The organism is Paraburkholderia sp. SECH2 (assembly GCF_030464795.1).
GTDB lineage: Bacteria > Pseudomonadota > Gammaproteobacteria > Burkholderiales > Burkholderiaceae > Paraburkholderia > Paraburkholderia aspalathi.
The window spans coordinates 34,284-60,538 of record NZ_JALPRH010000011.1; the positions used below are offsets into that span (position 1 = coordinate 34,284).

Below are 26,255 nucleotides of genomic sequence, written 5' to 3' on the forward strand. Positions count from 1 at the left end.
GCGGTAGCGTCCGCGACGCTGCCGCATGAAATTTTCCGCTATACTTTGCGCCTGACTGCGGCTCGCCGAATTACCTGAGACCGCTGTCCGGAGCACCCTGAACACCTATCACGCGCCGATTTGCTGACTCGATTGCGGGCGCGCGAACCAGCGGGAATATACGATCCCGCGGTTCACTATAAATGCGGCTAAAGAGGTCGTCAGCCGCGCACACCGCTTCTCCTACGTGCTTCGCCGACGCCAATCTAGCCGCCCTGTATTTGTTAAATGGCGGAATGAATGGAATCGATCGGTATCGTCGCTCCCCAAAAAATGCATTTCACCGAGCCGCTGCTGCTGCAGAACGGCAGCTCGCTGGCCGGTTACGACCTGATGGTCGAAACCTACGGCACGCTCAACGCCGCGCGCAGCAATGCCGTGCTGGTGTGCCACGCGCTCAACGCCTCGCACCACGTGGCGGGCGTCTACGCCGACGATCCGAAGGACATCGGCTGGTGGGACAACATGGTCGGCCCAGGCAAGCCGCTCGACACCAACCGGTTCTTCGTGATCGGCGTGAACAACCTGGGTTCGTGCTTCGGCTCGACCGGGCCGATGAGCATCGATCCGGCGACCGGCAAACCGTATGGCGCGGCCTTTCCTGTCGTCACGGTTGAAGACTGGGTGAACGCGCAGGCGCGCGTCGCCGACGAGTTCGGCATCACGCGTTTCGCGGCGGTGATGGGCGGCAGCCTCGGCGGCATGCAGGCGCTCGCGTGGAGCATGATGTATCCGGAGCGCGTGGGTCACTGCATCGTGGTCGCGTCCACGCCGAAGCTCTCCGCGCAGAACATCGCGTTCAACGAGGTGGCGCGTTCGGCGATCCTGTCGGACCCGGATTTTCACGGCGGCAACTACTACGCGCACAACGTGAAGCCGAAACGCGGCTTACGCGTCGCGCGCATGATCGGGCACATCACCTATCTGTCGGACGACGACATGGCCGAGAAATTCGGCCGGTCGTTGCGCCGCGCGGAAGGCGCGGTGGACGCGTACAACTTCAACTTCGACGTGGAATTCGAGGTGGAGTCGTATCTGCGCTATCAGGGCGACAAATTCGCCGACTACTTCGACGCGAACACGTACCTGCTGATCACCCGCGCGCTCGACTATTTCGATCCGGCCAAGGCCTTCGACGGCGATCTGACCGCCGCCGTCGCCCACACCACGGCGAAATACCTGATCGCCAGTTTCTCGACCGACTGGCGTTTCGCGCCGGCCCGCTCGCGCGAACTGGTGAAGGCGCTGCTCGACCATAAGCGCACCGTGACCTACGCGGAAATCGACGCGCCTCATGGCCACGACGCCTTCCTGCTCGACGACGCGCGTTATCACAACCTGATGCGCGCCTATTACGAACGTATTGCGAACGAGGTGAACGCATGAACCAGCGAGCACTCGATTACCTGGCGCTGCGCCCGGACTTCCGCGCGATCGCCCGTTGGGTCGAACCGCGCGCCACCGTGCTCGATCTCGGTTGCGGCGACGGCTCGCTACTGTCGCTCCTGACCGAGGAGTTGGACGTGCAGGGCTACGGCATTGAAATCAACGACGCCGGCGTGCTGGCGTCGACGCAGAACGGCGTCAACGTAATCCAGCAGAATCTGGAAGACGGCCTGCGCCTATTCGAAGACGGCAGCTTCGACTTTGCGGTTCTGTCGCAGACGCTGCAAACCATTCATCAGACCGCCGCGATCCTGCGCGAGACGGTGCGGGTGGGCAAGGAATGCATCGTGTCGTTCCCGAATTTCGGCTACTGGGCGCATCGGCTGTCCGTGCTGCAAGGCCGCATGCCGGTGTCGAAGTCGCTACCTTTCCAGTGGCACAACACGCCGAACGTGCGGGTGCTGACAATCAAGGATTTCGAGGCGCTGGCGCCGGAAGTCGGCATCGAAATCCTCGACCGTGTGGTGCTTCACGAAGGCCAGGTGGTGCGATGGGGCGTGAACTGGCGTGGTAGTCTTGCGGTCTATCGCGTCAAGAAAAGCTAACGCCACTTATCCACATGTCGAACCCGCCGCACGAGGCGCCTGCACTTACCGCTCACGAAGAACATCCCGGCTGGCGCGCGTTCCTGAATACGCGCATGCTGATCTGCGTCTTTCTCGGCTTTACGTCGGGACTGCCGCTGTTCACGCTCGTCTATCTGGTGCAGGCGTGGCTACGCTCCGAAGGTGTCAATCTGAAGGAAATCGGCCTTTTTGCGCTGATTCAGTTCCCGTACACCTGGAAATTCATCTGGGCGCCGCTGATGGACCGCTACGTGCCGCGTTTTCCGGGCTGGCGTCCGGGCAGACGGCGCGGCTGGATGCTGGTCACGCAGATTCTGGTGGCGGGCGCGATTGGCACGCTCGGTTTCGTGTCACCGAAGGATTCGATCTGGACGGTAGCGGCTTTGACGGCGCTGGTCGCCTTGTTCGGCGCGAGCCAGGACATTGTGATCGACGCCTACCGGCGTGAGTTGCTGAGCGACACGCAGCAGGGTCTCGGCAATGCGGTGCATGTAAATGCCTACAAGATCGCGGCGCTGGTGCCGGGTTCGCTGGCGCTGATTCTGTCAGACCATTTGCCGTGGACCACCGTTTTCATCGTCACCGCCGCCTTCATGCTGCCCGGCATGATCATGACGCTGGTGGTGCGCGAGCCCCAGGTGCACGGCACGCCGCCGAAGAATCTGCGCGAAGCGATCGTGCAGCCGTTCAGTGAATTTATTCAACGCGACGGCTGGCGCGGCGCGCTGTTCGTGCTCGGCTTCATCTTCCTCTACAAGCTCGGCGACACGATGGCGACTACGCTGTCCACGTCGTTCTTTCTCGACATCGGTTTTTCGCGCACGCAGATTGGCGTGATCGCCAAGACCACCGCGTTTGGCGCGAGTCTGGCGGGCGGGATCGTCGGCGGGATCTGGCTGATGAAGGTCGGCATCGGCCGCGGACTCTGGATCTTCGGCGTCCTGCAGATGGTATCGACGCTCGGCTTTGCATGGCTGGCGCATCTCGGCCCGGCATCGCCCGGTTTGACCGTGATTTACGACATCGCCGTCTGGTTGAGCGAGGGCACCTCAAAGCTGCTCGCGCTAGTCGGCGTCGACTGGACCGTGCAGCTCGATCCACGCTCGGTCGCGCTGGCGCTGGTCTATGGCCTCGAAACCTTCGCGACCGGTCTGACGATGGCGGCCTTTACCGCTTACATCGCCAGCACCACCGATCCGCGTTACACCGCCACGCAGTTCGCGCTCTTCACGAGCCTGGCTTCGGTGCCGCGCACGTTGGCATCGGCGGCAAGCGGCTATGTGGTCGCAAAGATCGGCTGGTTCGACTATTTCATCGTGTGTACCGCGCTGGGGCTGCCCGGCATGCTGCTTCTGCTGCGCATCGCGCCCTGGAGAACCCGGTCGTGACGATGCGCCAGTCAAAGCGCGGGGCGCGCCCGGTTTCGGATGCCTCCGGGATGTCTTCGCTCAAGGCCGGACGCGCAGTTCGGCGTGCGGTGTTGGCGCTCGGTTGCGCGAGCCTGGTGTTGGCGGCGCCGTTGAGCGCCTACGCGACCGCGATGCCTGCGGCCGGCTCCAGTGCAGCAGCGGCGGCCACCACCACGCCGGCTCCGGCAGCAGCACCAACGCCGGCACCGACGGCAAAATCGGCACCGAACACCTCAAGCCCCGAAAACGCGACATCGGCGGCGACCGGCGCGACCAGCGCCACGAACGCCGGCAGCGCACCTGCGGCCGCCACGCCGCCTGCTTCAACGCAACCGCCACCGGCACCCGTAACGGCTAAAACGCCGGCCGCCACTTCGAGCCCGGCTGCGGCCGCAAAAGCGCCTGCCGCGACATCGACGCCCGCAGCCGCCAACAGTCCCACGCCGCCGACCTACAGTGCGCCGAATACGCAATTGCGCTACGGCGGCTACCTCGTGTTCCGCAACCTGATCCCATCGCCAATGCTCGAGGCGCAAGCGGCCGAAGAGTTCAATCAGATCACGTACGGCGCAGAGCACGCAAACCGCCTGTACGGCGACACCGACGCCCACGTCACGCGGGTGCGGTCGATCGTCGACAAGATGATTCCCTACTCGCTAAAGTGGAACGAGCGGGCCAAGGGCTGGAAGTGGGATGTAGCGGTGGTGCGCTCGCCCGACATCCGAATGTACTGCCTGCCGGGCGGCAAGATCGTGGTGTATAGCGGCCTGCTCGACCGCACGCATCTGAACGACAACGAACTCGGCATGCTGATCGGTCACGAGATCGCACATGCACTGCGCGAACATGCACGTGAGCGGCTCGGCGAACTGCAGTCGAGCCAGCTCGACTCGTCCGGCACGATCCCGCAGCTCTTCGGGCTCGCCGATCTGGGCGCAGCGCCGCTCGGCATCGGTTCGCGCTTGCTCGAGATGAAGTACGAGGGCACCGACGAAACCGAGGCCGACGTGATCGGCAGCGATATCGCCTCTCGCGCCGGCTTCGATCCGCGCGCGGCCGTCACGCTGTGGGACAAGCTGGCCACGGCGACGCGCAGCAATCGCGATCAGGGCTATATCTACGTGCACCCGTACACGCCGGCGCGGCGTCAGGACATCATCAAGCGTTTGCCGGATATGTTGCCGCTCTATGCAAAGGCAATCGGCAAGACCGTCGATGCGCTACCGGACTATGCCGGCATGGGCCGCCCGCGCCGCAAACCCATCAGTAGCGAGTGAGGCGCGCAAGCCGCGGCGCTTGCGGCTTGCACGGTTCCTTGCGGCTCGGGCTAGCCGTGCTTACTTCTTGACCTTGTGGTCGTAATCGACCGTCAGCGGCGCATGGTCGCTGAACTTGATATCGCGGAACACGTCGGTGCGTTTCGCCTTGCCGGCGATGCCCTGCGTCGCAATCTGGTAATCGATCCGCCACCCTACGTTCTTCGCGTACGCCTGACCGCGATTGCTCCACCACGTGTATTGCTCGGGTCGCTGATCGAGCGTGCGAAATACGTCGACGTAACCCACTTCGTCAAACAGCTTGGTGAGCCACTCGCGCTCTTCCGGCAGGCACCCTGAATTCTTCTGGTTGCTCTTCCAGTTCTTGATGTCGATCTCTTTGTGGACGATGTTCACGTCGCCGCACACGATCACTTCGCGCTCCTTGGCCAGTTCCGCGAGATGCGGCATGAACTCGTCCATGAAGCGGAACTTGGCCTGCTGGCGATCTTCACCGCTCGACCCCGACGGCACATACACCGAAATCACTGAAAGTTTGCCGAAGCGCAGTTCGACATAGCGCCCTTCCGGATCGAACTCTTCGCTGCCGAAGCCGATCACCACTTCATCCGGCTCGTGGCGCGTGTACACGCCCGCGCCGCTATACCCCTTCTTCACCGCATGCTGGAAATAGCCGGTGAAACCGTGCGGCGACATAAACTCCGGCGTCAGATCGTCCTGTGAGCATTTGATTTCCTGCACACACACCACGTCGGCTTTCTGTTCGCCGAACCAGTCGAAAAAACCCTTCTTTGCCGCTGAGCGGATGCCGTTCAGGTTAGCGGTAATCACACGCAACATGTCGTTTCCCTTATGTTCAATTCGTTTCTGGAGCACACGACCGAAGGCGCAGGGTCATTCGACCTTGACGCCCTTCAGCGATTCTTTGGCAGGCGGATATTCGAGCTTTAACGCTTCGAACGTACGTAGCAACAACTCGGCGACCATTACATTGCGATGGGTTTTCGAATCGGCCGGGACCACGTACCACGGTGCGTAGTCGGTCGACGTCACGGCCAGCATATCGCGGTACGCCGCCTGATATTGGTCCCACTGCTTGCGGGCTTCGAGATCGGCGACGTCGAATTTCCAGTGTTTGTTCGGATCGTCGATGCGAGCCTGCAGACGCTCGCGCTGCTCGTCTTTCGAAATATGCAGCATGCACTTGACGATGGCCGTACCGCTGTCGGCCAGCAGCTTTTCGAACTGGCGAATGTGGCCACAGCGCTGTTCAAATGCTTCGGCATCCAGATTGCCGAGCACGGTCGGCACCAGCAGATCTTCGTAGTGGCTGCGGTTGAAGATGGTCAACTCACCGGCAGCGGGCGCCTGCGCATGCACGCGCCAGAGAAAATCGTGCGCCAGCTCCACAGGCGTAGGCGCCTTGAACGGCACGATGCGCAAACCAAGCGGGTCGACCTCATGAAACACCGCACGGATCGTGCCGTCTTTGCCGCTCGTGTCCATGCCTTGCAACACCAGCAATACCCGGCGTTTCTGCTGCGCGTGCAGGCACTCCTGCTTCGTGTCGAGGATCGCGCCGATCTCCGACAAGCGCGCCCGGTCAGCATCTTTCGAACCGCTCGAAAAAGGCTTCGCGGACGGGTCGAAAGCGTCGAGTGAGAATTTGCTGCTCTTCTTGCCGTCGTCGAAATACGGCACGCGGAAATCGTCGAGTTCGGGTTGCTTCGCCATTCACACTCCGTGATCTGCGTTAAAACATTGCCCGCAAAATGAAACGGGCCGTTGCCCCACTTTCGTTTCCGGCAACAGCCCGCGATGACCGGCGCACTCGCGCCGGTCACATGACTTCAACTCAGGACAGCTTCTTCTTCAGCAGTTCGTTCACCTGCGCCGGATTGGCTTTGCCCTTGGTCGCTTTCATCGCCTGACCGATCAGTGCGTTGAACGCCTTTTCCTTGCCCGCGCGGAATTCCTCAACCGACTTCGGGTTCGCGGCGAGCACTTCGTCGATGATCGCTTCCAGTGCGCCCGTGTCCGAAATCTGCTTCAAACCCTTCGCTTCGATGATGCGATCGGCAGCGGCTTCGTCCGTGGCTTTCTCTTCCCAGATCGCGAGGAAAATTTCCTTGGCGATCTTGTTCGAGATCGTGCCGTCGGCGATACGCTGCAGCAACAACGAAAGTTGTGCGGACGAAACCGGGCTGTCAGCGATGTCCAGGCCTTCGCGATTCAGTTGCGACGACACCTCGCCCATCAGCCAGTTGGCCGCGACCTTCGCGTTCGACGGACCGACCTTGAGGACGACCGCTTCGTAGTAGGCAGCCATGGCCTTGCTCGACGTCAGCACGTTCGCGTCGTACGGCGTCAGGCCGTATTGCGTGACGAAGCGCTGTTGAATCGCGACCGGCAGTTCCGGCATTTCACCCTTCACGCGCTCGACCCACGCCGCGTCGATCACGAGCGGCATCAGATCAGGATCGGGGAAATAGCGGTAATCGTGCGCGTCTTCCTTGCTGCGCATCGACCGCGTTTCGCGCTTGTCCGGATCGTACAGACGCGTTTCCTGCACCACCGTGCCGCCGTCTTCGATCAATTCGATCTGACGACGCACTTCGTACTGGATCGCTTCTTCGAGGAAGCGGAACGAGTTCAGGTTCTTGATCTCGGCACGCGTGCCGAATTCAGCCTGACCGACCGGACGCACCGACACGTTCGCGTCGCAACGGAACGAGCCTTCCTGCATGTTGCCGTCGCAGATGCCGAGCCATGTGACCAGCGTATGCAGCGTCTTGGCATACGCGACCGCTTCGGCCGCGCTGCGCATTTCCGGCTCGGTGACGATTTCGAGCAGCGGCGTGCCGGCGCGATTCAGGTCGATGCCGGTCATGCCCGCGAAGTCTTCGTGCAACGACTTGCCCGCGTCTTCTTCGAGGTGAGCGCGCGTCAGGTTGACGACCTTCTCGTACGCTTCCTTACCCGCCTTTTCGTTAGACGGAACCTGAATCGTCACCTGGCCGCCCTGCACGACGGGGATTTCGTACTGGCTGATCTGATAGCCCTTCGGCAGATCGGGGTAAAAGTAATTCTTGCGCGCGAAGATGCTGCGCGGCGCGATCGTCGAGCCAATCGCAAGGCCGAACTGAATCGCACGTTCCACGGCGCCGCGGTTCATCACCGGCAGCGTGCCCGGCAATGCCAGATCAACGGGGCTGGCCTGCGTGTTCGGTGCAGCGCCGAATTGCGTGGCAGTGCCCGAGAAAATCTTCGATTGGGTCGACAGTTGCGCGTGGGTCTCCAGACCGATCACGACTTCCCATTGCTTGGCCATGGTGCTCACACTCCTGCCGGTGCTTTGCGATGCCAGTCGGTCGCGCGCTGGAACGCGTCGGCCACTTGCAGCATCCGGGCTTCATTGAAATAGTTGCCGATGATCTGCAGACCCACCGGGCGCTGCGCATTCGCGCCCGCGCCGAAGCCGCACGGCACGCTCATACCCGGCAGACCGGCGAGGCTCACCGACAGCGTGTAGATGTCGGCCAGATACATCTGCACCGGATCGTCGCCCTTCGCGCCGAGGTCCCACGCCACCGAGGGCGCCACCGGGCCCATGATCACGTCACACTGCTTGAACGCTTCCTGGAAGTCCTGCGCGATGATGCGGCGGATCTTTTGCGCCTGCAGGTAGTACGCGTCGTAATAACCGTGCGACAGCACATAGGCGCCCACCAGAATACGGCGCTTCACTTCCGGACCGAAGCCTTCGGCACGCGACTTCTTGTACATGTCGAGCAGATCGCGGTATTCCGCGGCGCGATGGCCGAAGCGCACGCCGTCGAAACGCGACAGGTTCGACGAGGCTTCCGCCGGTGCGATCACGTAGTACACCGGGATCGACAGCTCGGTTTTCGGCAGCGAGACTTCCACCAGCGTGGCGCCCAACGCTTCGTATTGCTTCAATGCTGCGTCGATCGAAGCGCGCACGTCATCGGCAAGGCCTGCGCCGAAATACTCTTTCGGCAGGCCGATGCGCAGGCCGGCGAGCGGTTTGTCCGCGCCGTCTTCCTTCCACGTTTTGCCGATGTAGCGCGTGAAGTCTTCGTCTTCGCGCGTGAGGCTGGTCGAATCGCGCTCGTCGAAACCGGCCATGGCATTGAGCAGCGTGGCGCAATCCGCGGCTGTTTGGGCCAACGGACCGCCTTGATCCAGCGACGATGCGAACGCGATCATCCCGTAACGCGACACGCGGCCATACGTCGGTTTGATACCGGTGATGCCGGAGAACGACGCCGGCTGACGAATCGAGCCGCCGGTATCCGTGCCGGTGGCAGCGGGCGCGAGACGCGCCGCCACTGCAGCAGCCGAACCGCCGGATGAGCCGCCCGGCACAGCCAGACGATCCCACGGATTCTGCACGGGGCCAAAGTACGAATTCTCGTTGGACGAGCCCATCGCGAACTCGTCCATATTGGTTTTGCCCACGCACACCATGCCGGCGTGCTGCAGCCGCGCGACCACGGTGGCGTCGAACGGGCTTTCGTAGTTCGACAGCATCTTCGAGCCGGCCGTGGAGCGCCAGCCCTTGGTGACGAACACGTCTTTATGCGCGATCGGCAGGCCGACCAGCGGGCCGGCGTGGCCGGTGTGAAGCAGCGCGTCGGCCGCTTTCGCCTGCGCGAGCGTCAGGTCGGCGTCGACCTGAATGAAGGCGTTCAGGCTGTTGGCCGCGTCGATCCGCTTCAGATAGAGCTGCGCCAGCTCGACTGCGGAGCATTCCTTGGCTGCCAGTGCGGCGCGCAGTTCGGTCAAGCTTTTTTCATGCATTGCGTTTTATCCTGGGCTTGATTCGCGAGTCTTGGTCGATCACTTACTCGATCACCTTCGGCACGAGGTACAGGCCGTCCTGAACGGCCGGCGCCGGGCGCTGGAAGGCTTCACGGTCGACCGTTTCGGTCACCGCGTCGTTGCGCAGACGCAGCGCGACGTCTTCGATCTGCTCGATCGGATGGGCAAGCGGGGCGATGCCGGTGGTATCGACCGCCTGCATTTGCTCGACTAAGCCGAAGAAATCGTTGAGCTGGGTAAGCGTGTGCTCAGCTTCGGCGTCAGCCAGTTCGAGCCGCGCGAGGTGCGCGATGCGTTTAACATCGGTCAGGGTCAGAGCCATGCAGTCACCGGAAAATGTGGTGGACCGCCGCAGCGCGGGAAAAACGATGCTGCGACAGCGGGTTACGACACTGGAGGAAGACCTCGAAAAAGGGGCCAGCGGCGGCAAAAAGTGCCGTCCGTTTCCTTCAAAACATCCAAAATTATAAGGTATCATTACGCGTTCGACCCAAACCCGGACCGACTTACCAAGGCCTTTCTGAACAATTCCCAAAGATAGTTCGGATTTTTCTGACTAGGCCTTGCACCGGCCTCCGGTAGACTCCCTCGCAGCTTCAAGTTCCAGTGGCGCCGCTTCCGCCCGGTTGAAGCTGTTATTTTTTCCGCTGCCGCCCTGCGCATACGTTGCGAGGGCTGGCCCCAAGCGAGACAGGATTTTGAATGTTCGGTTTTCTGCGCAGCTACTTCTCCAACGACCTGGCGATTGACCTCGGCACTGCCAACACGCTCATTTACATGCGTGGCAAGGGTATCGTTCTTGATGAACCGTCGGTGGTCTCGATCCGCCAGGAAGGCGGTCCCAACGGTAAGAAAACCATTCAGGCAGTCGGCAAGGAAGCCAAGCAGATGCTTGGCAAGGTGCCGGGCAACATCGAGGCGATCCGCCCGATGAAAGACGGCGTGATCGCCGACTTCACCGTCACCGAACAGATGATCAAGCAGTTCATCAAAACTGCTCACGAATCGCGCATGTTCTCGCCGTCGCCGCGCATCATCATCTGCGTGCCGTGCGGTTCGACCCAGGTCGAGCGTCGCGCGATCAAAGAAGCCGCTCACGGTGCGGGCGCTTCGCAGGTTTACCTCATCGAAGAGCCCATGGCAGCGGCAATCGGCGCAGGCCTGCCGGTGTCAGAAGCAACCGGCTCGATGGTCGTCGATATCGGCGGCGGCACGACCGAAGTCGGCGTGATCTCGCTCGGCGGTATCGTGTACAAGGGTTCGGTCCGCGTAGGCGGCGACAAGTTCGACGAAGCCATCGTCAACTACATCCGCCGCAACTACGGCATGCTGATCGGCGAACAAACCGCCGAGGCCATCAAGAAAGAAATCGGCTCCGCGTTCCCGGGTTCCGAAGTCAAGGAAATGGAAGTGAAGGGCCGCAATCTGTCGGAAGGCATTCCGCGCAGCTTCACGATCTCCAGCAACGAAATCCTCGAAGCCCTCACCGATCCGCTGAACCAGATCGTCTCGTCGGTGAAGATCGCGCTCGAACAAACGCCGCCGGAACTGGGCGCCGACATCGCCGAGCGCGGCATGATGCTCACCGGCGGTGGCGCACTGCTGCGCGATCTGGACCGCCTGCTCGCCGAAGAAACCGGCCTGCCGGTGCTCGTCGCCGAAGACCCGCTGACCTGTGTTGTACGCGGCTCGGGCATGGCGCTCGAACGCATGGACAAGCTCGGCAGCATCTTCTCGTACGAGTAAGCGAGCCCGTCTCCATGTCAGTAGCGCGGATCTGGCAAACGGCCCCTTGCGGGCCGGTTTGCCGTTGGCTGGGCCTGCCAGCCTCCGCGCGCTGAACGCGCACCCCTCGCGCGCCGCCGTCTCACCCAACCGCTCACGCCCCCGGCGCCGACCATGGAATACAGTCCGCCGCCCCTGTTCAAGCAAGGCCCGTCCGCCCTCGCACGGCTGGTGTTTTTCGTCGTGCTGGCGCTCGCCCTGCTGATCTCCGATGCACGCTTCAGAACGCTCGAAATCGTTCGCGGCGTGCTCGGCGCGGGTCTTTATCCGTTGCAACGCGCAGCCCTCGTGCCGCGCGACGTTTTCATGGGCGCGGCCGACCTGGCCGTGACCAGCGCCACCTTGCGCAGCGAGAACGACAAACTGCGCACCAAAGATCTCCAGCTCTCGCAGCAAGCCAATACAGCTGCCGAACTGGCTGCCGAAAACACCCATTTGCGCGCGCTGCTGCAACTCTCGCAGCGCTCCACCACGCAATCGCTGCCGGCTGAAATCCAGTACGACACGCGCGACCCGTTCACGCAGAAGGTCGTGATCGGCCGCGGCGCCCAGCAAGGCGTCCAGGACGGATCGCCGGTCGTCAATGAAGACGGCGTGATCGGTCAGGTGACGCGCGTGTTCCCGCTGCAAGCCGAAGTGACGCTGCTCACCGACAAGGATCAGGCGGTGCCCGTGCAGATCGTGCGCACCGGCTTGCGCAGCGTGATCTACGGCACGCCGAAGGGCGATACGCTCGATCTGCGCTTCGTGCCGATCAGCGCTGATGTGCAAACCGGCGACGAACTCGTCACGAGCGGGCTCGACGGCGTTTATCCGCCGGGGCTGCCAGTCGCGAAGGTCGTGCGGGTCGACAAACAGGCCGATACGGCGTTCGCGCGCGTGATCTGCTTGCCGGTTGCGCCCGTGCGCGGCGCGCGTCAGTTGCTCGTGCTGCACTATCTGAACAACGTGCCGCCGCGTCCGGCGGAAGAGCCCGACGCGGCTACGACCGCCAAGGACGCGAAAGCGAAGAAGGGCGGCAAGCCCGCGGACAACAAGGCCGCAGCGGATAAATCCGCTGCCAAGCCTGCAGAAAAACCCGCCGCCGCTGCTGCCAAGCCTACTGAGAAGCCGTCGGCCAAGGCCACGGGCGCGGCCGCAGAGAAGAAAGCTACCACCGAAAAGAAACCGGCCGCTGACAAGAGCGCGAAGCCGCAAGCCACGCCGGGGGCCCAGCCATGAACCGTCCGCAATACATCCTGCAGCCGGTCAATCCCTACTTCATCTCGTTCAGCCTCGCTGCGGCGTTCCTGCTGAACCTGATGCCGTGGGGGCGCCTCGCCGGCGTGCCGGACTTCGTGGCGCTCGTGCTGCTGTTCTGGAACGTGCACCAGCCGCGCAAAGTCGGCATGGGTATCGCGTTCTTTCTTGGCCTGTTGATGGACGTACACAACGCCAGCCTGCTCGGTGAGCACGCGCTGGCGTATACGTTGTTGTCGTATGGCGCGATTACGATCCACCGCCGGGTGCTGTGGATGTCGCTCGGCGTGCAGACTTTCGCGGTGATGCCGCTGCTGGTCGTCGCGCAACTGGTGCCGTTCGTGATCCGTCTGCTGACGGGCGCAGCGTTTCCGGGCTGGAGTTACCTGATCGACGGCTTCGTCGAAGCCGCGCTGTGGCCGGTCGCCAGCATGCTGCTGCTGATGCCGCAGCGTCGTCCGGCCGATCCGGACGATACGCGGCCGATTTAATCCCGCATCGAGCCCGCCGGCCGTTCCGATGGAATCCACGCTCCCGGCCCGCTCGACGCGCATCGCTGTTCATGCCTCCCGGTTCCGGCCGGTTTGGGCGCACACTCATGATGGCCGTCACGCGGCCTTTTGCAGAATCGCATGACCGAATTCAAGGACACTCAGCAACAGCTCTCGAAGTTCCGCCTGCGCGTAGCGGCGGCGGGCGTGTTCGTGTTCGTCTGCTTCGGGCTGATCGGTTTCCGTTTCCTGGTCCTGCAGGTCTGGCATTACAGCAAGTACTCGCTGCAAGCCGACGAAAACCGCATCTCGGTCGCGCCGATCGTGCCGAACCGGGGCATCATCACCGACCGTAACGGCGTGGTGCTGGCCAAGAACTACTCGGCGTACACGCTGGAAATCACTCCGTCGAAGCTGAACGACACGCTCGAAAACGTGATCGACAATCTGGCCACCGTGGTCTCGATCGACGCACGCGACCGGCGCCGCTTCAAGAAGCTGCAGGAAGACTCGAAGAACTTCGAGAGCCTGCCGGTCCGCACCCGCCTCACCGACGACGAAGTCGCGCGCTTCACCGCACAGCGCTTCCGCTTTCCGGGCGTGGAAGTGCGCGCGCGCCTGTTCCGCCAATATCCGCTCGGCCCCACTGCGGCACACGTGATCGGCTATATCGGGCGGATTTCGCAGCGCGATCAGGACCGCATCGACGACGCCAGCGATCAGAACGACAGCGATCCGGATCACTACGATCCGCGCCTCGACGCGAACAACTACAAGGGCACCGACTACATCGGCAAGATCGGCGTCGAGCAGAGCTACGAGACGGAACTGCACGGCCAGACCGGTTTTGAGGAAGTCGAGGTCACGGCCGGTGGCCGGCCTGTACGCACGTTGTCGCGCACCCAGGCAACGCCAGGCAACAACCTCGAGCTGTCGATCGACATCGGCCTGCAGCAGGTCGCCGAGCAAGCCTTCGCGGGCCGCCGTGGGGCACTGGTCGCGATCGAACCGGCAACGGGCGACGTGCTCGCGTTCGTGTCGGCGCCGAGTTTCGATCCGAATTCGTTTGTCGACGGCATCGATCAGCAGACCTGGGACGAGCTCAACAACTCGCCCGACCATCCGCTGCTGAACCGTCCGCTGCACGGCACCTATCCGCCGGGCTCCACCTACAAGCCGTTCATGGCGCTCGCCGCGCTGACGCTGCATAAGCGCACGCCGGGCTGGGGCTTCCAGGATCCGGGCTCGTACACGTTCGGCGGCCACACGTTCCGCAACGACGTGCGCTCGGGCCAGGGCTGGGTCGACATGAACCGCGCGATCGTGGTGTCGAACGACACGTATTTCTACATGCTCGCGCACGATCTCGGCGTCAACGCGATCGCCGGCTTCATGAAGCCGTGGGGCTTCGGCCAGATCACCGGCATCGACATTTCGGGCGAAGCGCGCGGCATCCTGCCGTCGACGGACTGGAAGCGCAAGGCGTACCGCAAACCCGAGCAGCAGCGCTGGTATGAAGGCGAAACGATCAGTCTGGGCATCGGCCAAGGCTATAACTCGTTCACCATTCTGCAACTCGCCCACGCCACGGCCACGCTCGCGAATAACGGCGTCGTGATGAAGCCGCACCTCGTGCGCGACATCGAAAATCCGATCACCAAAGATACGCGCCCGGTCGTGCGCGATCCGAGCGACAAGATCGCCGTGAAGCAATCGGACATCGACATCATCAAGCGCGCGATGGAAGGCGTCGTGACCAACGGTACGGCGTCGAAGCTGTTCATCGGCGCGCCCTATCTGGCCGCCGGCAAGACCGGTACGGCGCAGGTCTACTCGCTGCAAGGCGCGAACTATAAGGGCCATGCGATCGCCGAGCATCTGCGTGACCACGCGCTCTTCATCGCGTTCGCGCCGGCCGAGCAACCGAAGATCGCGCTCGCGCTGATCGTCGAAAACGGCGGCTGGGGCGCGGAAGCGGCCGGTCCGATCGCGCGGCGCGTGCTCGATTACTACCTGGTCGGCAAGAACAAGCCCGGCGCTGAAGCGGCGGCCGTCGCGGCAGCGGCCTCGGCGACGGAGGATGCGTCCGCGCCCGAAGTGGGCAGCGCTCCGACACCGCAGGACGCGGCGCAGCCGGTGAAGGTTGCAGCGGGCTTCACGGCATTGCCGATGCCGGGTGCTGCTTCGGCCGCGGCGGCAGCTTCCGCTGTGGCGGCTGCTTCGGCTTCGGCTGCTGCATCGGCGGCCACGGCTGCGACATCGCCGGCTGCTGCGGCTGCTTCGGCATCCGGCGCGTCGGCGGCCGTCGCTGCCTCCGCATCCGCCACCGCAAAGATTCCAACGCCGCGTAAATCCGGCGTCCCGCGCAAACCCCGCTCGAGCAGCGAGTCGGTACCGACTGCCGCCGCTCCGTCGCGGGATGACAGCATTCAGCCTACGTCGCCACGCCAGCCGGTTTCCGGCGGCATCGACGAGTAAGGAGAAAGGCATGCAATTCGACAAGCGCGCCTGGCTCGACCGCATCAAGCGGATGTTCGTGGGCTTCGACCGGCCGCTCGCCCTGATCGTGTTTCTGCTGCTGTGCGTCGGCATCATCACGCTTTACAGCGCGACGCTGGACATGCCCGGCCGCGTGGAAGACCAACTGCGCAACATCATGCTGACGTTCGTGCTGATGTGGGCGCTGGCCAATGTGCCACCCACCACGCTGATGCGCTTCGCGGTCCCGCTCTATACGTTCGGGATCGCGTTACTGGTGGCCGTAGCGCTGTTCGGCCTCACACGCAAGGGCGCGAAGCGCTGGATCAACGTCGGCGTGGTGATCCAGCCATCGGAAATTCTGAAGATCGCCACCCCGCTGATGCTCGCCTGGTACTACCAGCGCCGCGAAGGCGTGATGCGTTGGTACGACTTTCTGGTCGGCTTCCTGATCCTGATCGTGCCGGTCGGTTTGATCGCCAAGCAGCCTGACCTCGGCACGGCTGTGCTGGTGTTCGCGGCCGGCCTCTTCGTGATTTACTTCGCGGGGCTGAGTTTCAAGCTGATCGTGCCCGTGCTGATTGCCGGCGTGATCGCGGTCGGCTCGATCGCGGCGTTCCAGGACAAGATCTGTCAGCCGGAAGTGCAGTGGCCGCTGATGCACGATTATCAGAAGCACCGTATCTGTACGCTGCTGGACCCGACTTCCGATCCGCTCGGCAAGGGTTTCCATACGATCCAGGCGGTGATTGCCATCGGCTCGGGCGGCCCGCTCGGCAAGGGTTGGCTGAAGGGTACCCAGGCGCACCTGGAGTTCATCCCCGAGAAGCACACCGACTTCATCTTTGCCGTGTTCTCTGAGGAGTTCGGGCTGGCGGGCGGGGTCGTACTGCTTACGCTTTATATGCTGCTGATCGCGCGCGGTTTGTATATCGCCGCCAATGGGGCGACGCTGTTTGGACGGCTTCTGGCCGGATCGCTGACGATGGCGTTCTTCACCTATGCGTTCGTCAACATCGGTATGGTGAGCGGGATCTTGCCGGTGGTGGGCGTGCCCTTGCCGTTCATGAGCTACGGGGGCACTGCGCTGACTACGCTGGGGGTCGCGATCGGCCTCATCATGAGCGTCGCGCGGCAGAAGCGGCTGATGCAGAGTTAGAGTGGGGCTGGGCGTAGGTCTCAGACTGCGGAGCCGATTGCAGCAAAGTCGCAGCAGACCGTAGCAGGCCCGATAAAGAAAAGGGGCGCACCGTCAGGAGCGCCCCTTTTCATTTAATACGGTCTCGTCTACTGCGGCTTCACTTCCTTCTGATCCCGCAACTGCGCGCTGAGTTGCTGATACTTGAGCTTCGCCGCCGGATCGCCCTGTGCCGCCGCAGCAGCGTAGTACGCGCGCGCCACGTTCAGATTCTTGTCCACGCCGTCACCGCCACGTTCGTAGAACGAGCCGGTCACATACTGCGCAGTCATGTCGCCGCCTTGCGCGGCCTTCTTGTACCAGACGAACGCCTGCTGGTTGTCGCGAGTCGTGCCACGGCCATCGAGAAACTGGTTGGCCAACGCGAGCTCTGCCTGCACGTGCCCCTGCTGCGCGGCCTTCAGGAACCACCGGTGCGCTTCGACCGGATCACGCCCGACGAACTCGCCATCGTCGTACATCTTGCCGTACACATACTGCGCGTGCGACATGTTGGCGTCGGCGGCTTTGCGCAGCCACTTCTTGCCTTCATCGACATTGGCTGTGGTGCCTTCACCGTTGAGCAACATCATTGCGTAGTTGAACTCGGCCAGCCGGCTGCCGCGCTGCGCGGCTTTGCGGAACTCGGCGAGCGCCGCGGCCAGATTGCCGGCGTTGTAGTCGGCGACCGCGGTTTGCGTCTCCGGATCGTTCGACTTCGCGACGCGGTTGTCCTGCGCATACGCCGTCACATTCGCCATCAAGGCCGCTGTAACCGCCAGACGCACCACGACGCACTGCACCATCCCCTTCATGTCCTCACCTCCTGCAACGCCTGGCGGGTCGCGCGCAACATCCACATGACGTCGGCGGCCAGGGCGATAAAACGAAAACCCTCATCGCGATGCTGCTTGGCGCTCGCGACATCCATAGCAAAAATTCCTGCGGCGATACCAGCCTTGTCGGCAGCGCTGACTATGCGCGCCATCGCCGCCTGCACGTCGGCGTGCTTCGAATCGCCGAGGTGGCCGAGGCTCGCGGCCAGATCGGCCGGTCCGACGAACAGGCAATCGACGCCTGGCGTCGCCGCAATCTTCTCCACCTCCTGCAAACCGCGCGCCGACTCAATCTGCACAATGGTCGCAATCTGCGCGTTGGCGGATTGCACGTAGTCGCGCCGCATGCCGTACGCGGCCGCACGCACCGCGCCGGCCACACCGCGCTGACCGTCGAGTGCATCGGCGGTCGGGTACTGCGTCAAACGCACGGCCTGTGCCGCCTCGTCCGCGGTTTCGATATTCGGGAACATCAGCGTACGGGCGCCGGCGTCGAGCACGCGCTTGACGAGCCACGCCTCGCTGGCAGGCACGCGTACGACCGGTTCGCTCGGCAAATGCGCGGCGGCGATCGCGCGCAATTGCGACGTGACGTCGCCGCTATCGTTCGGCGCATGCTCCATGTCGATCAGCAGCCAGTCGAAACCGGCGTGCGCGAGCGCCTCGGCTGCGGAATCGCTGCCGAGCGAAAGCCACAGGCCGAACAATGTATCGGCTTCTTTCAGACGTTGCTTGAGGGGATTTGTGAAGGTGCTCATTGCCGCGCTCCCTGGCGATGGAATACATCGCCTGAAACGCGGGTGAGGATGGCGCAGCCGAACAGGCCAACGCCCGGGCCGTGACGGCCTGAATGCCTGCTGCGACGCAATGCGGTGACCGGCATGTCTCGCTCCATGTGGTTATCGGAGCGATCATACCGTGACAATAACGCGGGGGTTGGGCCGCGGGCTCGAGTCGCGCGGCCCTGAACTTAATCGCGGACTACGTCGGCCCAGCAGTTCGGTGTCTCGAACAGACGCACCTTATGCAGACGCAGATTCACGCCGTAATGCGCGTCGTAGACGTTCGCGAGGATATCGAACGCGACGGCAGCGAGATTTTCAACGGTCGGGATGCGATCGAGCACGACCGTCTTGTGCCCCGCCATGGTTTCCAGAAAACCCCGCACCTGCGTGTCGCCTTCGTAGACGAGGAACGCATGGTCCCACTTGTCGACCAGATGCTCGACCGCGAGCGACTTCACGTCGGCGAAGTCCATCACCATGCCGCGATCCGGCGCGCCTTCGGTATCGACCAGGTCGCCTTGCAGCGTGATTTCGAGCACATAGCGATGGCCGTGCAGATTACGGCACTGGCTGCGGTGATCGGGGATGCGGTGGCCCGCGTCGAATTCGAGTTTTCGTGTAATCGTCAGCACGGCAAATCAGGGAATGTTCAGATACTTGTGGGTCTGCATCGACAGGCGCCATTGCGGATGGCGTTTGCACCAGTCGATCGCGAGCTTGGTGTTGAGATCGCGCGACGGGCCGTCCATCGGCTGGACGAGGAAATACTCGAAGTCGAGCTTCGCATACTCGGACAATCGCTGGTTGTCCTGCGGAATCACGACCTTCAGTTCGTTGCCCTTGGTGACGACGAGCGGCGCGTCGGCCTTCGGGCTCACGCAGATCCAGTCGATCGTCTCGAGCACCGGCAGCGAGCCGTTGGTTTCAATGGCGATTTCGAAACCGGCGGCATGCAGCGCATCGACGAACGGCTGATCGATCTGCAACATCGGTTCACCGCCCGTGCAGACCACGAAGCGTTCGCCCTCGCCTTCCGGCCATTGCGACGCGATCATCTGCACCAACTCTTCGGCAGTACGGTACTTGCCGCCGTTCTCGCCGTCAGTGCCGACGAAGTCTGTATCGCAGAAACGGCAGACCGCATCCGCACGATCTTCTTCGCGGCCCGACCACAGATTGCAGCCGGCGAACCGGCAGAACACGGCCGGACGCCCGGCATTCGCGCCCTCGCCCTGCAATGTGTAGAAGATTTCCTTGACCGCGTAAGTCATGCTGCTTTCTGCCTTGTGTTCCTGAAAATAATTGCCTGCGCGGCGCCCGTTCGCACGGTGCGCCAGCGTAAAACTTCGGTGAGCGTCAGACCGGCTCAGTCACCTTCTCACCGGCCAGATACGCTTCGTAACCGCGCTTGCGCAAGCGGCACGCGGGGCATTCGCCGCAACCGAAACCCCATGCATGCAACTCGGCGCGCTCGCCGACATAGCAGGTATGCGTCTCGACGCGCACCAGTTCGACCAGTTCGTCGCCGCCCAACTCGTGAGCGAGACGCCACGTATCGGCCTTATCGAGCCACATCAGCGGCGTTTCGAGCAGGAAGCGCGTATCCATGCCGAGGTTCAGCGCGACCTGCAATGCCTTCATCGTGTCGTCGCGGCAATCGGGGTAGCCCGAGAAGTCCGTCTCGCACATGCCGCCGACCAGCACCTGCAAACCGCGCCGATACGCGATGGCCGCGGCGATCGTCATGAACATCAGATTGCGGCCCGGCACGAACGTATTCGGCAAACCGTTGGCCGTGGCGTGAATCTCGATCTCGCGCGTCATCGCGGTATCGCTGATCGAGCCGAGCACCGACAGATCGATCATGTGATCTTCGCCGAGGCGGTCGGCCCAAGCTGGAAATGCCCGCGTCACCGCGTTGCGAAACCCTTCGCGGCATTCGAGTTCGACTCGGTGCCGCTGACCATAATCGAAGCCCAGCGTCTCGACTGTTTCATAACGTTCGAGGGCCCAGGCGAGGCACGTGGCGGAATCCTGGCCGCCGGAAAACAGCACCAGAGCGCTACGTTTAGCGTCTTTGCGGATCACCGTGAAACTCCGTGAATGATGAGTGCCACGTCGCGCTGCGCGAGGTGCGCCATGCAAGCAACGCGGCGCGACGCGTGCCGGCACTGCTGCCGGCCCAAAGCAGTATAGGCCGCGCCTTCCGCATGCAGAGTCGCTGGGCGCTTATACCGTTAATCGTCGGGCGAAGGGTTCGGCACCTGTTGCGGCCTTGCCGTGTTGCGGCAGAGTGCGCAAAAGGCGCCGCTTCAGGATACGAAAAGACGCGTTTGGCGCGGTGGCGCGCAAGTGGAACGCCGACAGCACCCTCGCATGCAAGTCCTTGAACTGGCGCGATTTTATCACGCGACGCCCAATGCCGCCGAACACACCCGCCGTGGGGCAAGCTGCCCATACCGCCGCACATGCCCATCAGAAAAGGAAAAGCCCCAGGAATCTTGCGATTTCCTGGGGCTGAATCCTGGTGGCCTGGGACGGAATCGAACCATCGACACGCGGATTTTCAATCCGCTGCTCTACCAACTGAGCTACCGGGCCAACGAAGAACGAAATGATATCAAAGGGTCAGCTGCTCGGCAAGCCCCCTCTCGAAAAAATCTGCCGCGCCCGAGCCTGCACGCATTGCTCAGGCCGTTCACTCCCCTTTGTTCTTACCGAGATCGACACCGAGCTGCTTGAGCTTGCGATACAAGTGCGTGCGCTCGAGACCCGTCTTTTCCGCGACACGCGTCATGCTGCCATTCTCACGCGCGAGGTGATATTCGAAGTAAGCACGCTCGAACGCATCGCGCGCATCGCGCAACGGGATGTCGAACGAGATCGACGCCGTTTGCGCAGCCAACGCGCCGCTGCCCATGCCATCCGACGACAGCATCGGCAACGCAGCCGCCGAAGCCACGGCCGAGGCGCTGACCGGCAACACCGGCTTGGCGACCGCGCCGCCCGGTGCTCCGACCGCATTGCCGCGGGCGAGGCCCTGCTCGACGGCCTTCAGCAGCTTCTGCAACGCAATCGGCTTCTCAAGGAAATTGAGTGCGCCGATCTTGGTCGCTTCAACCGCTGTATCGATCGTTGCGTGACCGGACATCATGATCACCGGCATGGTCAGTTGCCCCTGCGCGGCCCATTCTTTGAGCAAGGTCACGCCGTCCGTATCGGGCATCCAGATGTCGAGCAGCACCAGGTCCGGCGCCTGGCGCAAGCGGAATTCGCGCGCTTCCTGCGCGTTTTCCGCGGCCTCCACGACATGCCCCTCGTCGCTCAGGATCTCCGAGAGCAATTCCCGGATGCCCATTTCATCATCTACCACCAGGATGGTTGCCATTTACGCTGCCCTTGTCTGCACTGTTGCTTTAGTCGTTCCCTGCGGCGCATTGCCATGCGCCGGCCGCGACCCTGCTCCAGGTGCCGCGGCATCGTCTGCCAGTTGAAGGAAGAGGATCGATATCTGCGCGCCCTCGATCACATCGCCCGCTTTCATGCGGTTGCGAATGTCGATGCGCGCGCCGTGTTCGTCGACGATCTTCTTGACCATCGCAAGACCGAGGCCCGTACCTTTGGCCTTGGTCGTCACGTAAGGTTCGAATGCACGTGTCAGGATACGCGCGGGGAAGCCCGGTCCGTTATCCGACACTGTCAGACGCACCGCGACGTGTACTTTGCCTTCCGCGTCGGGGTCTCCGTATTCTACTGTCCTCGTCTCGAGCAACACACGCGGTTGTTCGACGTCGGCCACGGCATCCTGTGCATTCTGCAGCAGGTTGTGAATCACCTGTCGCAATTGTGTCGCGTCGCCGCGAATCGCCGGCAAATCCGCGAGCTCTACCTGAATCGCGCCCTTGCCTTCTTCGATACCGTACAGCGTGAGCACTTCGCTGACCAGTTCGTTCAGTTGCAGATGCGCGAGCACCGCCGGCGGCGTGCGCGCATAGTCGCGGAAATTGTCGACCATCTGCTTCATCGCCGCGACCTGATTGACGATGGTGGTCGCGCCGCGCTTCAGCACATCGGCATCCGATGGCGACAGCTTGTCCGCGAGTTTCATCTGCAAACGCTCGGCGGACAACTGGATCGGCGTGAGCGGGTTCTTGATCTCGTGCGCGAGACGCCGCGCGACTTCGCCCCAGGCGATCGAACGCTGCGCGGAGATCACATCCGAAATATCGTCGAACACGACGACGTAGCCGGAGGTCTGCATGTCTTCCGCGTCGCGGTCGGTGGCGGACACAAGACGCGCGCCGCGCACGAGCAAGGTGAGCGGCTCGGTTTCGCCCGGCACCTGCACCGAGAACTGCTGCTGCCAGTGGCCACGGTCGTCGTGACCGTCGCCGCTTGCAGCCTCGCGATCGGCAAACGCCTTGCGCACCATGCCGCCGAATTCGCTCAACACGCCGATCTGCTCAAGCGCCGAACCCAGCACCTCCTGGAACTGCTGACGGAAAATCCGTTCGGCGCCGCGGTTTGCGGTGGTGAGACGGAACTGCCGGTCGAACACGAACACGCCCGCGGTCAGGTTCGCGAGAATGCTTTCCAGATAGGCCTTCGAATGTTCGAGCGCGATCCGGTTGTTCTCGACCGCCGCGCGCGCTTCGGAGAGCTGCCGCGTCATTGCGTTGAACGACTGCGTGAGGAAGCCCAGTTCGTCGCGCGATTTGATTTCGCGCTTTGGCGTGTAGTCGCCCTCGGTCACTTCCTTGGTGCCCTGCGCGAGCAGGAACAACGGCCGCGCAAGCTGATTACCGAGCGCGAGCGCCAGCATCATCGCGATGAAGGTGGCGAGGAACAGCGCAAGCGTCAGCGTGCCGATGTACATCTTGCGCAAGCCGGTACGGCCCAGCGCCTTTTCCTGATATTCGCGATAGGCCCGCTGCACTGCATCGGCGTTTCGCGCGAGCGACGGCGACACCGGCTGCGTGAGCTGCAGGAAGCGTTCGGTCGGCTGCAACAGCGCCGCGTTCGAATCGGGAATGCGCTGCACGACGCGCAGCCGCAACGCGCCCTTGCTGCCATGCGCGCGCGGATCGCCGTCGACTTCCCCTTCGATCGCCGCATAGCCGCGGCCACGCGCCTGATCGATCATCAATGGCGTGGGCAAGTCGTTCGACACGAGCGTCGCGTAATTGCCGGATGCCTGTGCGACCACGTGCATGTCCGGCGTCGCGCCCGACATGCTGCGCGTGGGTTCGACGATCGTCGCGTCCTGCACACCGAACTGATCGCGCAAGCGCAGCAGCGTGAGCGTGGTGCCGGCGGCATCAGCGCTCGCCAGCTGTTCAGACATCAGGCGCCCCTTGGTCTGCAGATCGGATAGCGACGCGTCGAGCATGCCGCGGCCGAGATTCAGGCCCGAGGTCAACGCGGTTTCGACGTTCACGTCGAACCACGATTCGATACTGCGCGAGACGAACTGATACGAGACCACGTAAATGATGCCGCCCGGCACCACGCCGACCAGCGCCATGAAGAACGCGAGTTTCGCTAACAGCCGGGTGCCGAATTTACCTTTTCTAAGCCGCGCAATGATGATGATGACGAGCGTCGCCACCACCAGCAAAAAGATCATCGCGACCACGAGGTTGGCCGCGTACAGCCACTGGTAATAGCGGTCGAAAAATTCGGTATTCGCGCTCGCCGCTGCAAGCAGGACGAGCAGCAGCACGGCCGTCACGGCGACCGTGGACACCAGCACGCGCACGACGATGCTGCTGACGCTGGTGGCTCGGCGCACTCTATTTAGCACGTTCGGTCACCGTGAAGGTAAAGCGTTTCCACTCCGACGAAAGGCTCCAGTCGCGGTTGTTCACCGCGTCGATCTGGAACGGCTTGGGCATCAGCGCGATGTCGAGTTGCATGCGCACCGACGCGTTGTACGTCTCCCCGACATGCACCTGATTGCGGTCGATCACGTGCCACGACGTGATGTGCTTGATCACCGCGAGCGCATCTTTCAGCGTCGTGAAGCCGAGCTGCAAGCCACCCGACGACACGCTCGACACACGATACTCACGCGTAAGCGGCTGGAACGACAGGCGGATGCTCTGCGACACGCTCACCGGCTGTTCGTCGAACCAGTACCAGCGCGGCCGGCTCAGTTCGAAGTCTGTCGTGAAGTACAGCGGAATGCCTTTGTTGACGGCGTCTTCGAGATTGCTGTTCAGGTCGAAGTCGAAACGCGCGTCGATGCTCCAGCCGGTGTTGTCCGATTGCAGCGACGCGCGCTGCACCGCGATCGAATCGGCATACGCCGCGCCCGGTACGGCGAGCCACACGGCCAGCACGATCCAGAGCACGGCAGCGAGCCGAAGCGGGAAGAAGCGTTTGATGGTCACCGTTTCTGAAAGCGCGCGTAGAAAAATCCGTCGTGGTCTGAGTTCGAGCCGGCGCTATCCTCAGCGACATGTCCGGCATGGGACCCGGCCGATGTGCCGGCGGGCGCGCGGGCAACTGCGGGTAAAAGTTGCCCCGGCGCGTCCAATCGTACCGCATCCTGGTACTTGTTTCCAAACCACTGCGCCTGCAACTCGCCTTCTTCGGGAAAGATCGAACACGTAACGTAGAGCAACTCGCCGCCTGGCTTCACGAGTGGCCATAGCGCCTCGAGAATGCGGCGCTGCTCGGCAACCAGTACGGGAATATCCGACGCGCGACGCAGCCAGCGAATATCCGGATGACGCCGCACGATGCCGGACGCCGAACACGGCACGTCGGCCAGAATGCGGTCGAACGGCTGGTCGATGTCGTCGTGCCATTTTGCGGGCGCACCCGCGTCGCCGATACGCACTTCCGCTTCGAGCTTGAGCCGCTGCAAGTTTTCGCCGATGCGACGCGCGCGCGATGCGTCGCTTTCGAGCGCCACGAGTTGCAGGTTGGCGAGTTCGAGCAGATGGCCGGTTTTGCCGCCAGGCGCCGCGCACGCGTCAAGCACACGCATGCCGTCACGCACGCCGAGCAGTTGCGCAGCGAGTTGCGCGCCGGCGTCTTGCACCGACACCACGCCGTCGTTGAAGCCGGGGATCCGGTCGACGGACATCGCCGTGGCGAGCTTGACGGCGTATTCGCCGGACCTGCTCGCGGGAATGTGATGGGCCTGCAGTACCTGCAGATAGGCGTCGACTGTCGAGCGGCGCGCGTTGACGCGCAATGTCAGCGGACCTTGCGTGTTGCCGGAGGCGAGCACGGCCTGCCATGCGTCGGGCCATGCGCGCTTCACCGCATCGATCCACCACGCTGGGTAGTTCCAGCGCGCGACTTCGTCGGCTTGCGCTGCGCTCAGCAGCGCCTCACGCTCGCGCAGGAAATTGCGCAGCACGGCGTTGACGAGACCCTTTGCGAACGCGAATTCACGACGCGCGGCGATGGCGCTCACCGCCTGATCGACAACCGTGAACGGCGTGTAGGCGGCGTTCGCTTCATCGTCGACGAGCAAAGCGAGCGCGCAGGCGAGCACATGACCGACGTGCGGCGGCGGCGCCTTCTTCACCAACTTCGCGATCAGCCACTCGGCGGTCGCCAGACGCCGCATGGTGCGGTACGCGATGTCCTGCACCGCGCCTCGCGCAGCAGCGGCGCTGCCTTCAGGCGCGGAGACGAATACGGCTTGCAGCGCGGCCGGCAAGGCCGCGCCGAGGCGCACGGCGCCGACGGCCTGGCCCGCGCAGTCGAGCGCGAAACCGAGCGATTCGGGCGCGAGATGCAGCATCGTCAAACGGGATTCGCGCGGACGCGTCGATGGCGAAGCAGAACGCGAAGAAGGCTTTGGAGTCATGAAAAAGGCAAAGGCAGGCCGCGCGGTACGCGCGGCGCAATCAGCACACATTGT

Annotated in this window: 23 protein-coding genes and 1 tRNA gene; 9 read left to right on the forward strand and 15 right to left on the reverse strand. The window is 63.0% G+C overall.

Features of this window, described 5'->3' with window-relative positions:
* Positions 1-279 precede the first annotated feature (279 nt).
* From M0D66_RS19370 to M0D66_RS19385, 4 genes are read left to right on the forward strand one after another with little or no spacing between them, the layout of a single operon-like run.
* Positions 280-1,425 carry a homoserine O-acetyltransferase gene (locus M0D66_RS19370; RefSeq protein ID WP_266211175.1) on the forward strand — a complete coding sequence of 382 codons (1,146 nt, stop codon included), beginning with the start codon at positions 280-282 and terminating at the stop codon, positions 1,423-1,425.
* Entirely contained in the window at positions 1,422-2,030 is a 609-nt protein-coding gene (gene metW, locus M0D66_RS19375) for a methionine biosynthesis protein MetW (RefSeq protein ID WP_054037137.1), read from the forward strand. The genes M0D66_RS19370 and metW overlap by 4 nt, the downstream gene beginning before the upstream one ends.
* A gap of 14 nt (positions 2,031-2,044) precedes the next feature.
* Complete coding sequence (locus tag M0D66_RS19380; protein WP_266211176.1) at positions 2,045-3,439, forward strand: AmpG family muropeptide MFS transporter; 1,395 nt, start codon at positions 2,045-2,047, stop codon at positions 3,437-3,439.
* A gap of 50 nt (positions 3,440-3,489) precedes the next feature.
* The gene (locus M0D66_RS19385; protein WP_266211177.1) at positions 3,490-4,737 is read left to right on the forward strand and encodes a M48 family metallopeptidase; all 1,248 of its coding nucleotides are present in this window, start codon (positions 3,490-3,492) and stop codon (positions 4,735-4,737) included.
* A 60-nt stretch (positions 4,738-4,797) separates the two neighbouring features.
* Here M0D66_RS19385 and M0D66_RS19390 read toward each other — a convergent pair whose 3' ends face one another.
* The 5 genes from M0D66_RS19390 to gatC form a co-directional block, all read right to left on the reverse strand.
* Positions 4,798-5,577, reverse strand: coding sequence for an exodeoxyribonuclease III (locus tag M0D66_RS19390; RefSeq protein ID WP_054037130.1), 780 nt, complete (start codon positions 5,575-5,577; stop codon positions 4,798-4,800).
* A gap of 54 nt (positions 5,578-5,631) precedes the next feature.
* The gene (locus M0D66_RS19395; RefSeq protein ID WP_266211178.1) at positions 5,632-6,471 is read right to left on the reverse strand and encodes a PPK2 family polyphosphate kinase; all 840 of its coding nucleotides are present in this window, start codon (positions 6,469-6,471) and stop codon (positions 5,632-5,634) included.
* A 121-nt stretch (positions 6,472-6,592) separates the two neighbouring features.
* On the reverse strand, positions 6,593-8,068 hold the full coding sequence (gene gatB, locus M0D66_RS19400; RefSeq protein WP_266211179.1) for an Asp-tRNA(Asn)/Glu-tRNA(Gln) amidotransferase subunit GatB: 1,476 nt from the start codon (positions 8,066-8,068) through the stop codon (positions 6,593-6,595).
* A gap of 5 nt (positions 8,069-8,073) precedes the next feature.
* The gene (gene gatA, locus M0D66_RS19405) at positions 8,074-9,561 is read right to left on the reverse strand and encodes an Asp-tRNA(Asn)/Glu-tRNA(Gln) amidotransferase subunit GatA (RefSeq protein ID WP_211703199.1); all 1,488 of its coding nucleotides are present in this window, start codon (positions 9,559-9,561) and stop codon (positions 8,074-8,076) included.
* A gap of 43 nt (positions 9,562-9,604) precedes the next feature.
* A complete protein-coding gene (gene gatC / locus M0D66_RS19410) occupies positions 9,605-9,904 on the reverse strand; it encodes an Asp-tRNA(Asn)/Glu-tRNA(Gln) amidotransferase subunit GatC (protein ID WP_093634635.1) in 300 nt (99 codons plus the stop codon).
* Positions 9,905-10,284: 380 nt separating this feature from the next.
* On the opposite strand from gatC, the gene M0D66_RS19415 reads away from it, so the two are divergent.
* The 5 genes from M0D66_RS19415 to rodA all read left to right on the forward strand — a co-directional run bounded on the left by M0D66_RS19415 (position 10,285) and on the right by rodA (position 16,734).
* Positions 10,285-11,328 (forward strand): rod shape-determining protein, encoded by a 1,044-nt coding sequence (locus M0D66_RS19415; RefSeq protein WP_004189550.1) that lies wholly within the window; start codon positions 10,285-10,287, stop codon positions 11,326-11,328.
* Positions 11,329-11,481: 153 nt separating this feature from the next.
* A complete protein-coding gene (mreC, locus tag M0D66_RS19420) occupies positions 11,482-12,588 on the forward strand; it encodes a rod shape-determining protein MreC (protein WP_266211265.1) in 1,107 nt (368 codons plus the stop codon).
* Positions 12,585-13,097 (forward strand): rod shape-determining protein MreD, encoded by a 513-nt coding sequence (gene mreD / locus M0D66_RS19425; protein ID WP_054037125.1) that lies wholly within the window; start codon positions 12,585-12,587, stop codon positions 13,095-13,097. The genes mreC and mreD overlap by 4 nt, the downstream gene beginning before the upstream one ends.
* Positions 13,098-13,238: 141 nt before the next feature.
* Positions 13,239-15,575, forward strand: a complete 2,337-nt coding sequence (gene mrdA, locus M0D66_RS19430) for a penicillin-binding protein 2 (protein ID WP_266211268.1) — start codon at positions 13,239-13,241, stop codon at positions 15,573-15,575.
* Between the two features lie 10 nt (positions 15,576-15,585).
* On the forward strand, positions 15,586-16,734 hold the full coding sequence (rodA, locus tag M0D66_RS19435) for a rod shape-determining protein RodA (RefSeq protein ID WP_266211270.1): 1,149 nt from the start codon (positions 15,586-15,588) through the stop codon (positions 16,732-16,734).
* Between the two features lie 128 nt (positions 16,735-16,862).
* Here the strand turns inward: rodA and M0D66_RS19440 are convergent, their stop codons facing one another.
* The 10 genes from M0D66_RS19440 to rsmB all read right to left on the reverse strand — a co-directional run bounded on the left by M0D66_RS19440 (position 16,863) and on the right by rsmB (position 26,201).
* On the reverse strand, positions 16,863-17,513 hold the full coding sequence (locus M0D66_RS19440) for a tetratricopeptide repeat protein (RefSeq protein ID WP_266211412.1): 651 nt from the start codon (positions 17,511-17,513) through the stop codon (positions 16,863-16,865).
* Between the two features lie 50 nt (positions 17,514-17,563).
* A complete protein-coding gene (locus tag M0D66_RS19445; RefSeq protein WP_266211272.1) occupies positions 17,564-18,346 on the reverse strand; it encodes an HpcH/HpaI aldolase/citrate lyase family protein in 783 nt (260 codons plus the stop codon).
* Between the two features lie 212 nt (positions 18,347-18,558).
* A complete protein-coding gene (gene queD / locus M0D66_RS19450; RefSeq protein ID WP_093634683.1) occupies positions 18,559-19,002 on the reverse strand; it encodes a 6-carboxytetrahydropterin synthase QueD in 444 nt (147 codons plus the stop codon).
* A 9-nt stretch (positions 19,003-19,011) separates the two neighbouring features.
* Complete coding sequence (queE, locus tag M0D66_RS19455; RefSeq protein ID WP_054037112.1) at positions 19,012-19,644, reverse strand: 7-carboxy-7-deazaguanine synthase; 633 nt, start codon at positions 19,642-19,644, stop codon at positions 19,012-19,014.
* Positions 19,645-19,729: 85 nt separating this feature from the next.
* Positions 19,730-20,461 carry a 7-cyano-7-deazaguanine synthase QueC gene (gene queC / locus M0D66_RS19460; RefSeq protein WP_063494462.1) on the reverse strand — a complete coding sequence of 244 codons (732 nt, stop codon included), beginning with the start codon at positions 20,459-20,461 and terminating at the stop codon, positions 19,730-19,732.
* 437 nt (positions 20,462-20,898) lie between these two features.
* Positions 20,899-20,974, reverse strand: a tRNA-Phe gene (locus tag M0D66_RS19465).
* Between the two features lie 97 nt (positions 20,975-21,071).
* A complete protein-coding gene (gene esaR, locus M0D66_RS19470; RefSeq protein WP_093634629.1) occupies positions 21,072-21,761 on the reverse strand; it encodes a response regulator transcription factor EsaR in 690 nt (229 codons plus the stop codon).
* Positions 21,762-24,176: a PAS domain-containing sensor histidine kinase gene (locus tag M0D66_RS19475; protein ID WP_211607419.1), complete on the reverse strand. Its 2,415-nt coding sequence runs from the start codon at positions 24,174-24,176 to the stop codon at positions 21,762-21,764. It lies immediately after the preceding gene.
* Complete coding sequence (locus tag M0D66_RS19480; protein ID WP_054037187.1) at positions 24,166-24,765, reverse strand: DUF4390 domain-containing protein; 600 nt, start codon at positions 24,763-24,765, stop codon at positions 24,166-24,168. The genes M0D66_RS19475 and M0D66_RS19480 overlap by 11 nt, the downstream gene beginning before the upstream one ends.
* Positions 24,762-26,201 (reverse strand): 16S rRNA (cytosine(967)-C(5))-methyltransferase RsmB, encoded by a 1,440-nt coding sequence (gene rsmB / locus M0D66_RS19485; protein WP_266211280.1) that lies wholly within the window; start codon positions 26,199-26,201, stop codon positions 24,762-24,764. Before rsmB ends, M0D66_RS19480 begins: the two co-directional genes overlap by 4 nt.
* Positions 26,202-26,255 lie beyond the last annotated feature (54 nt).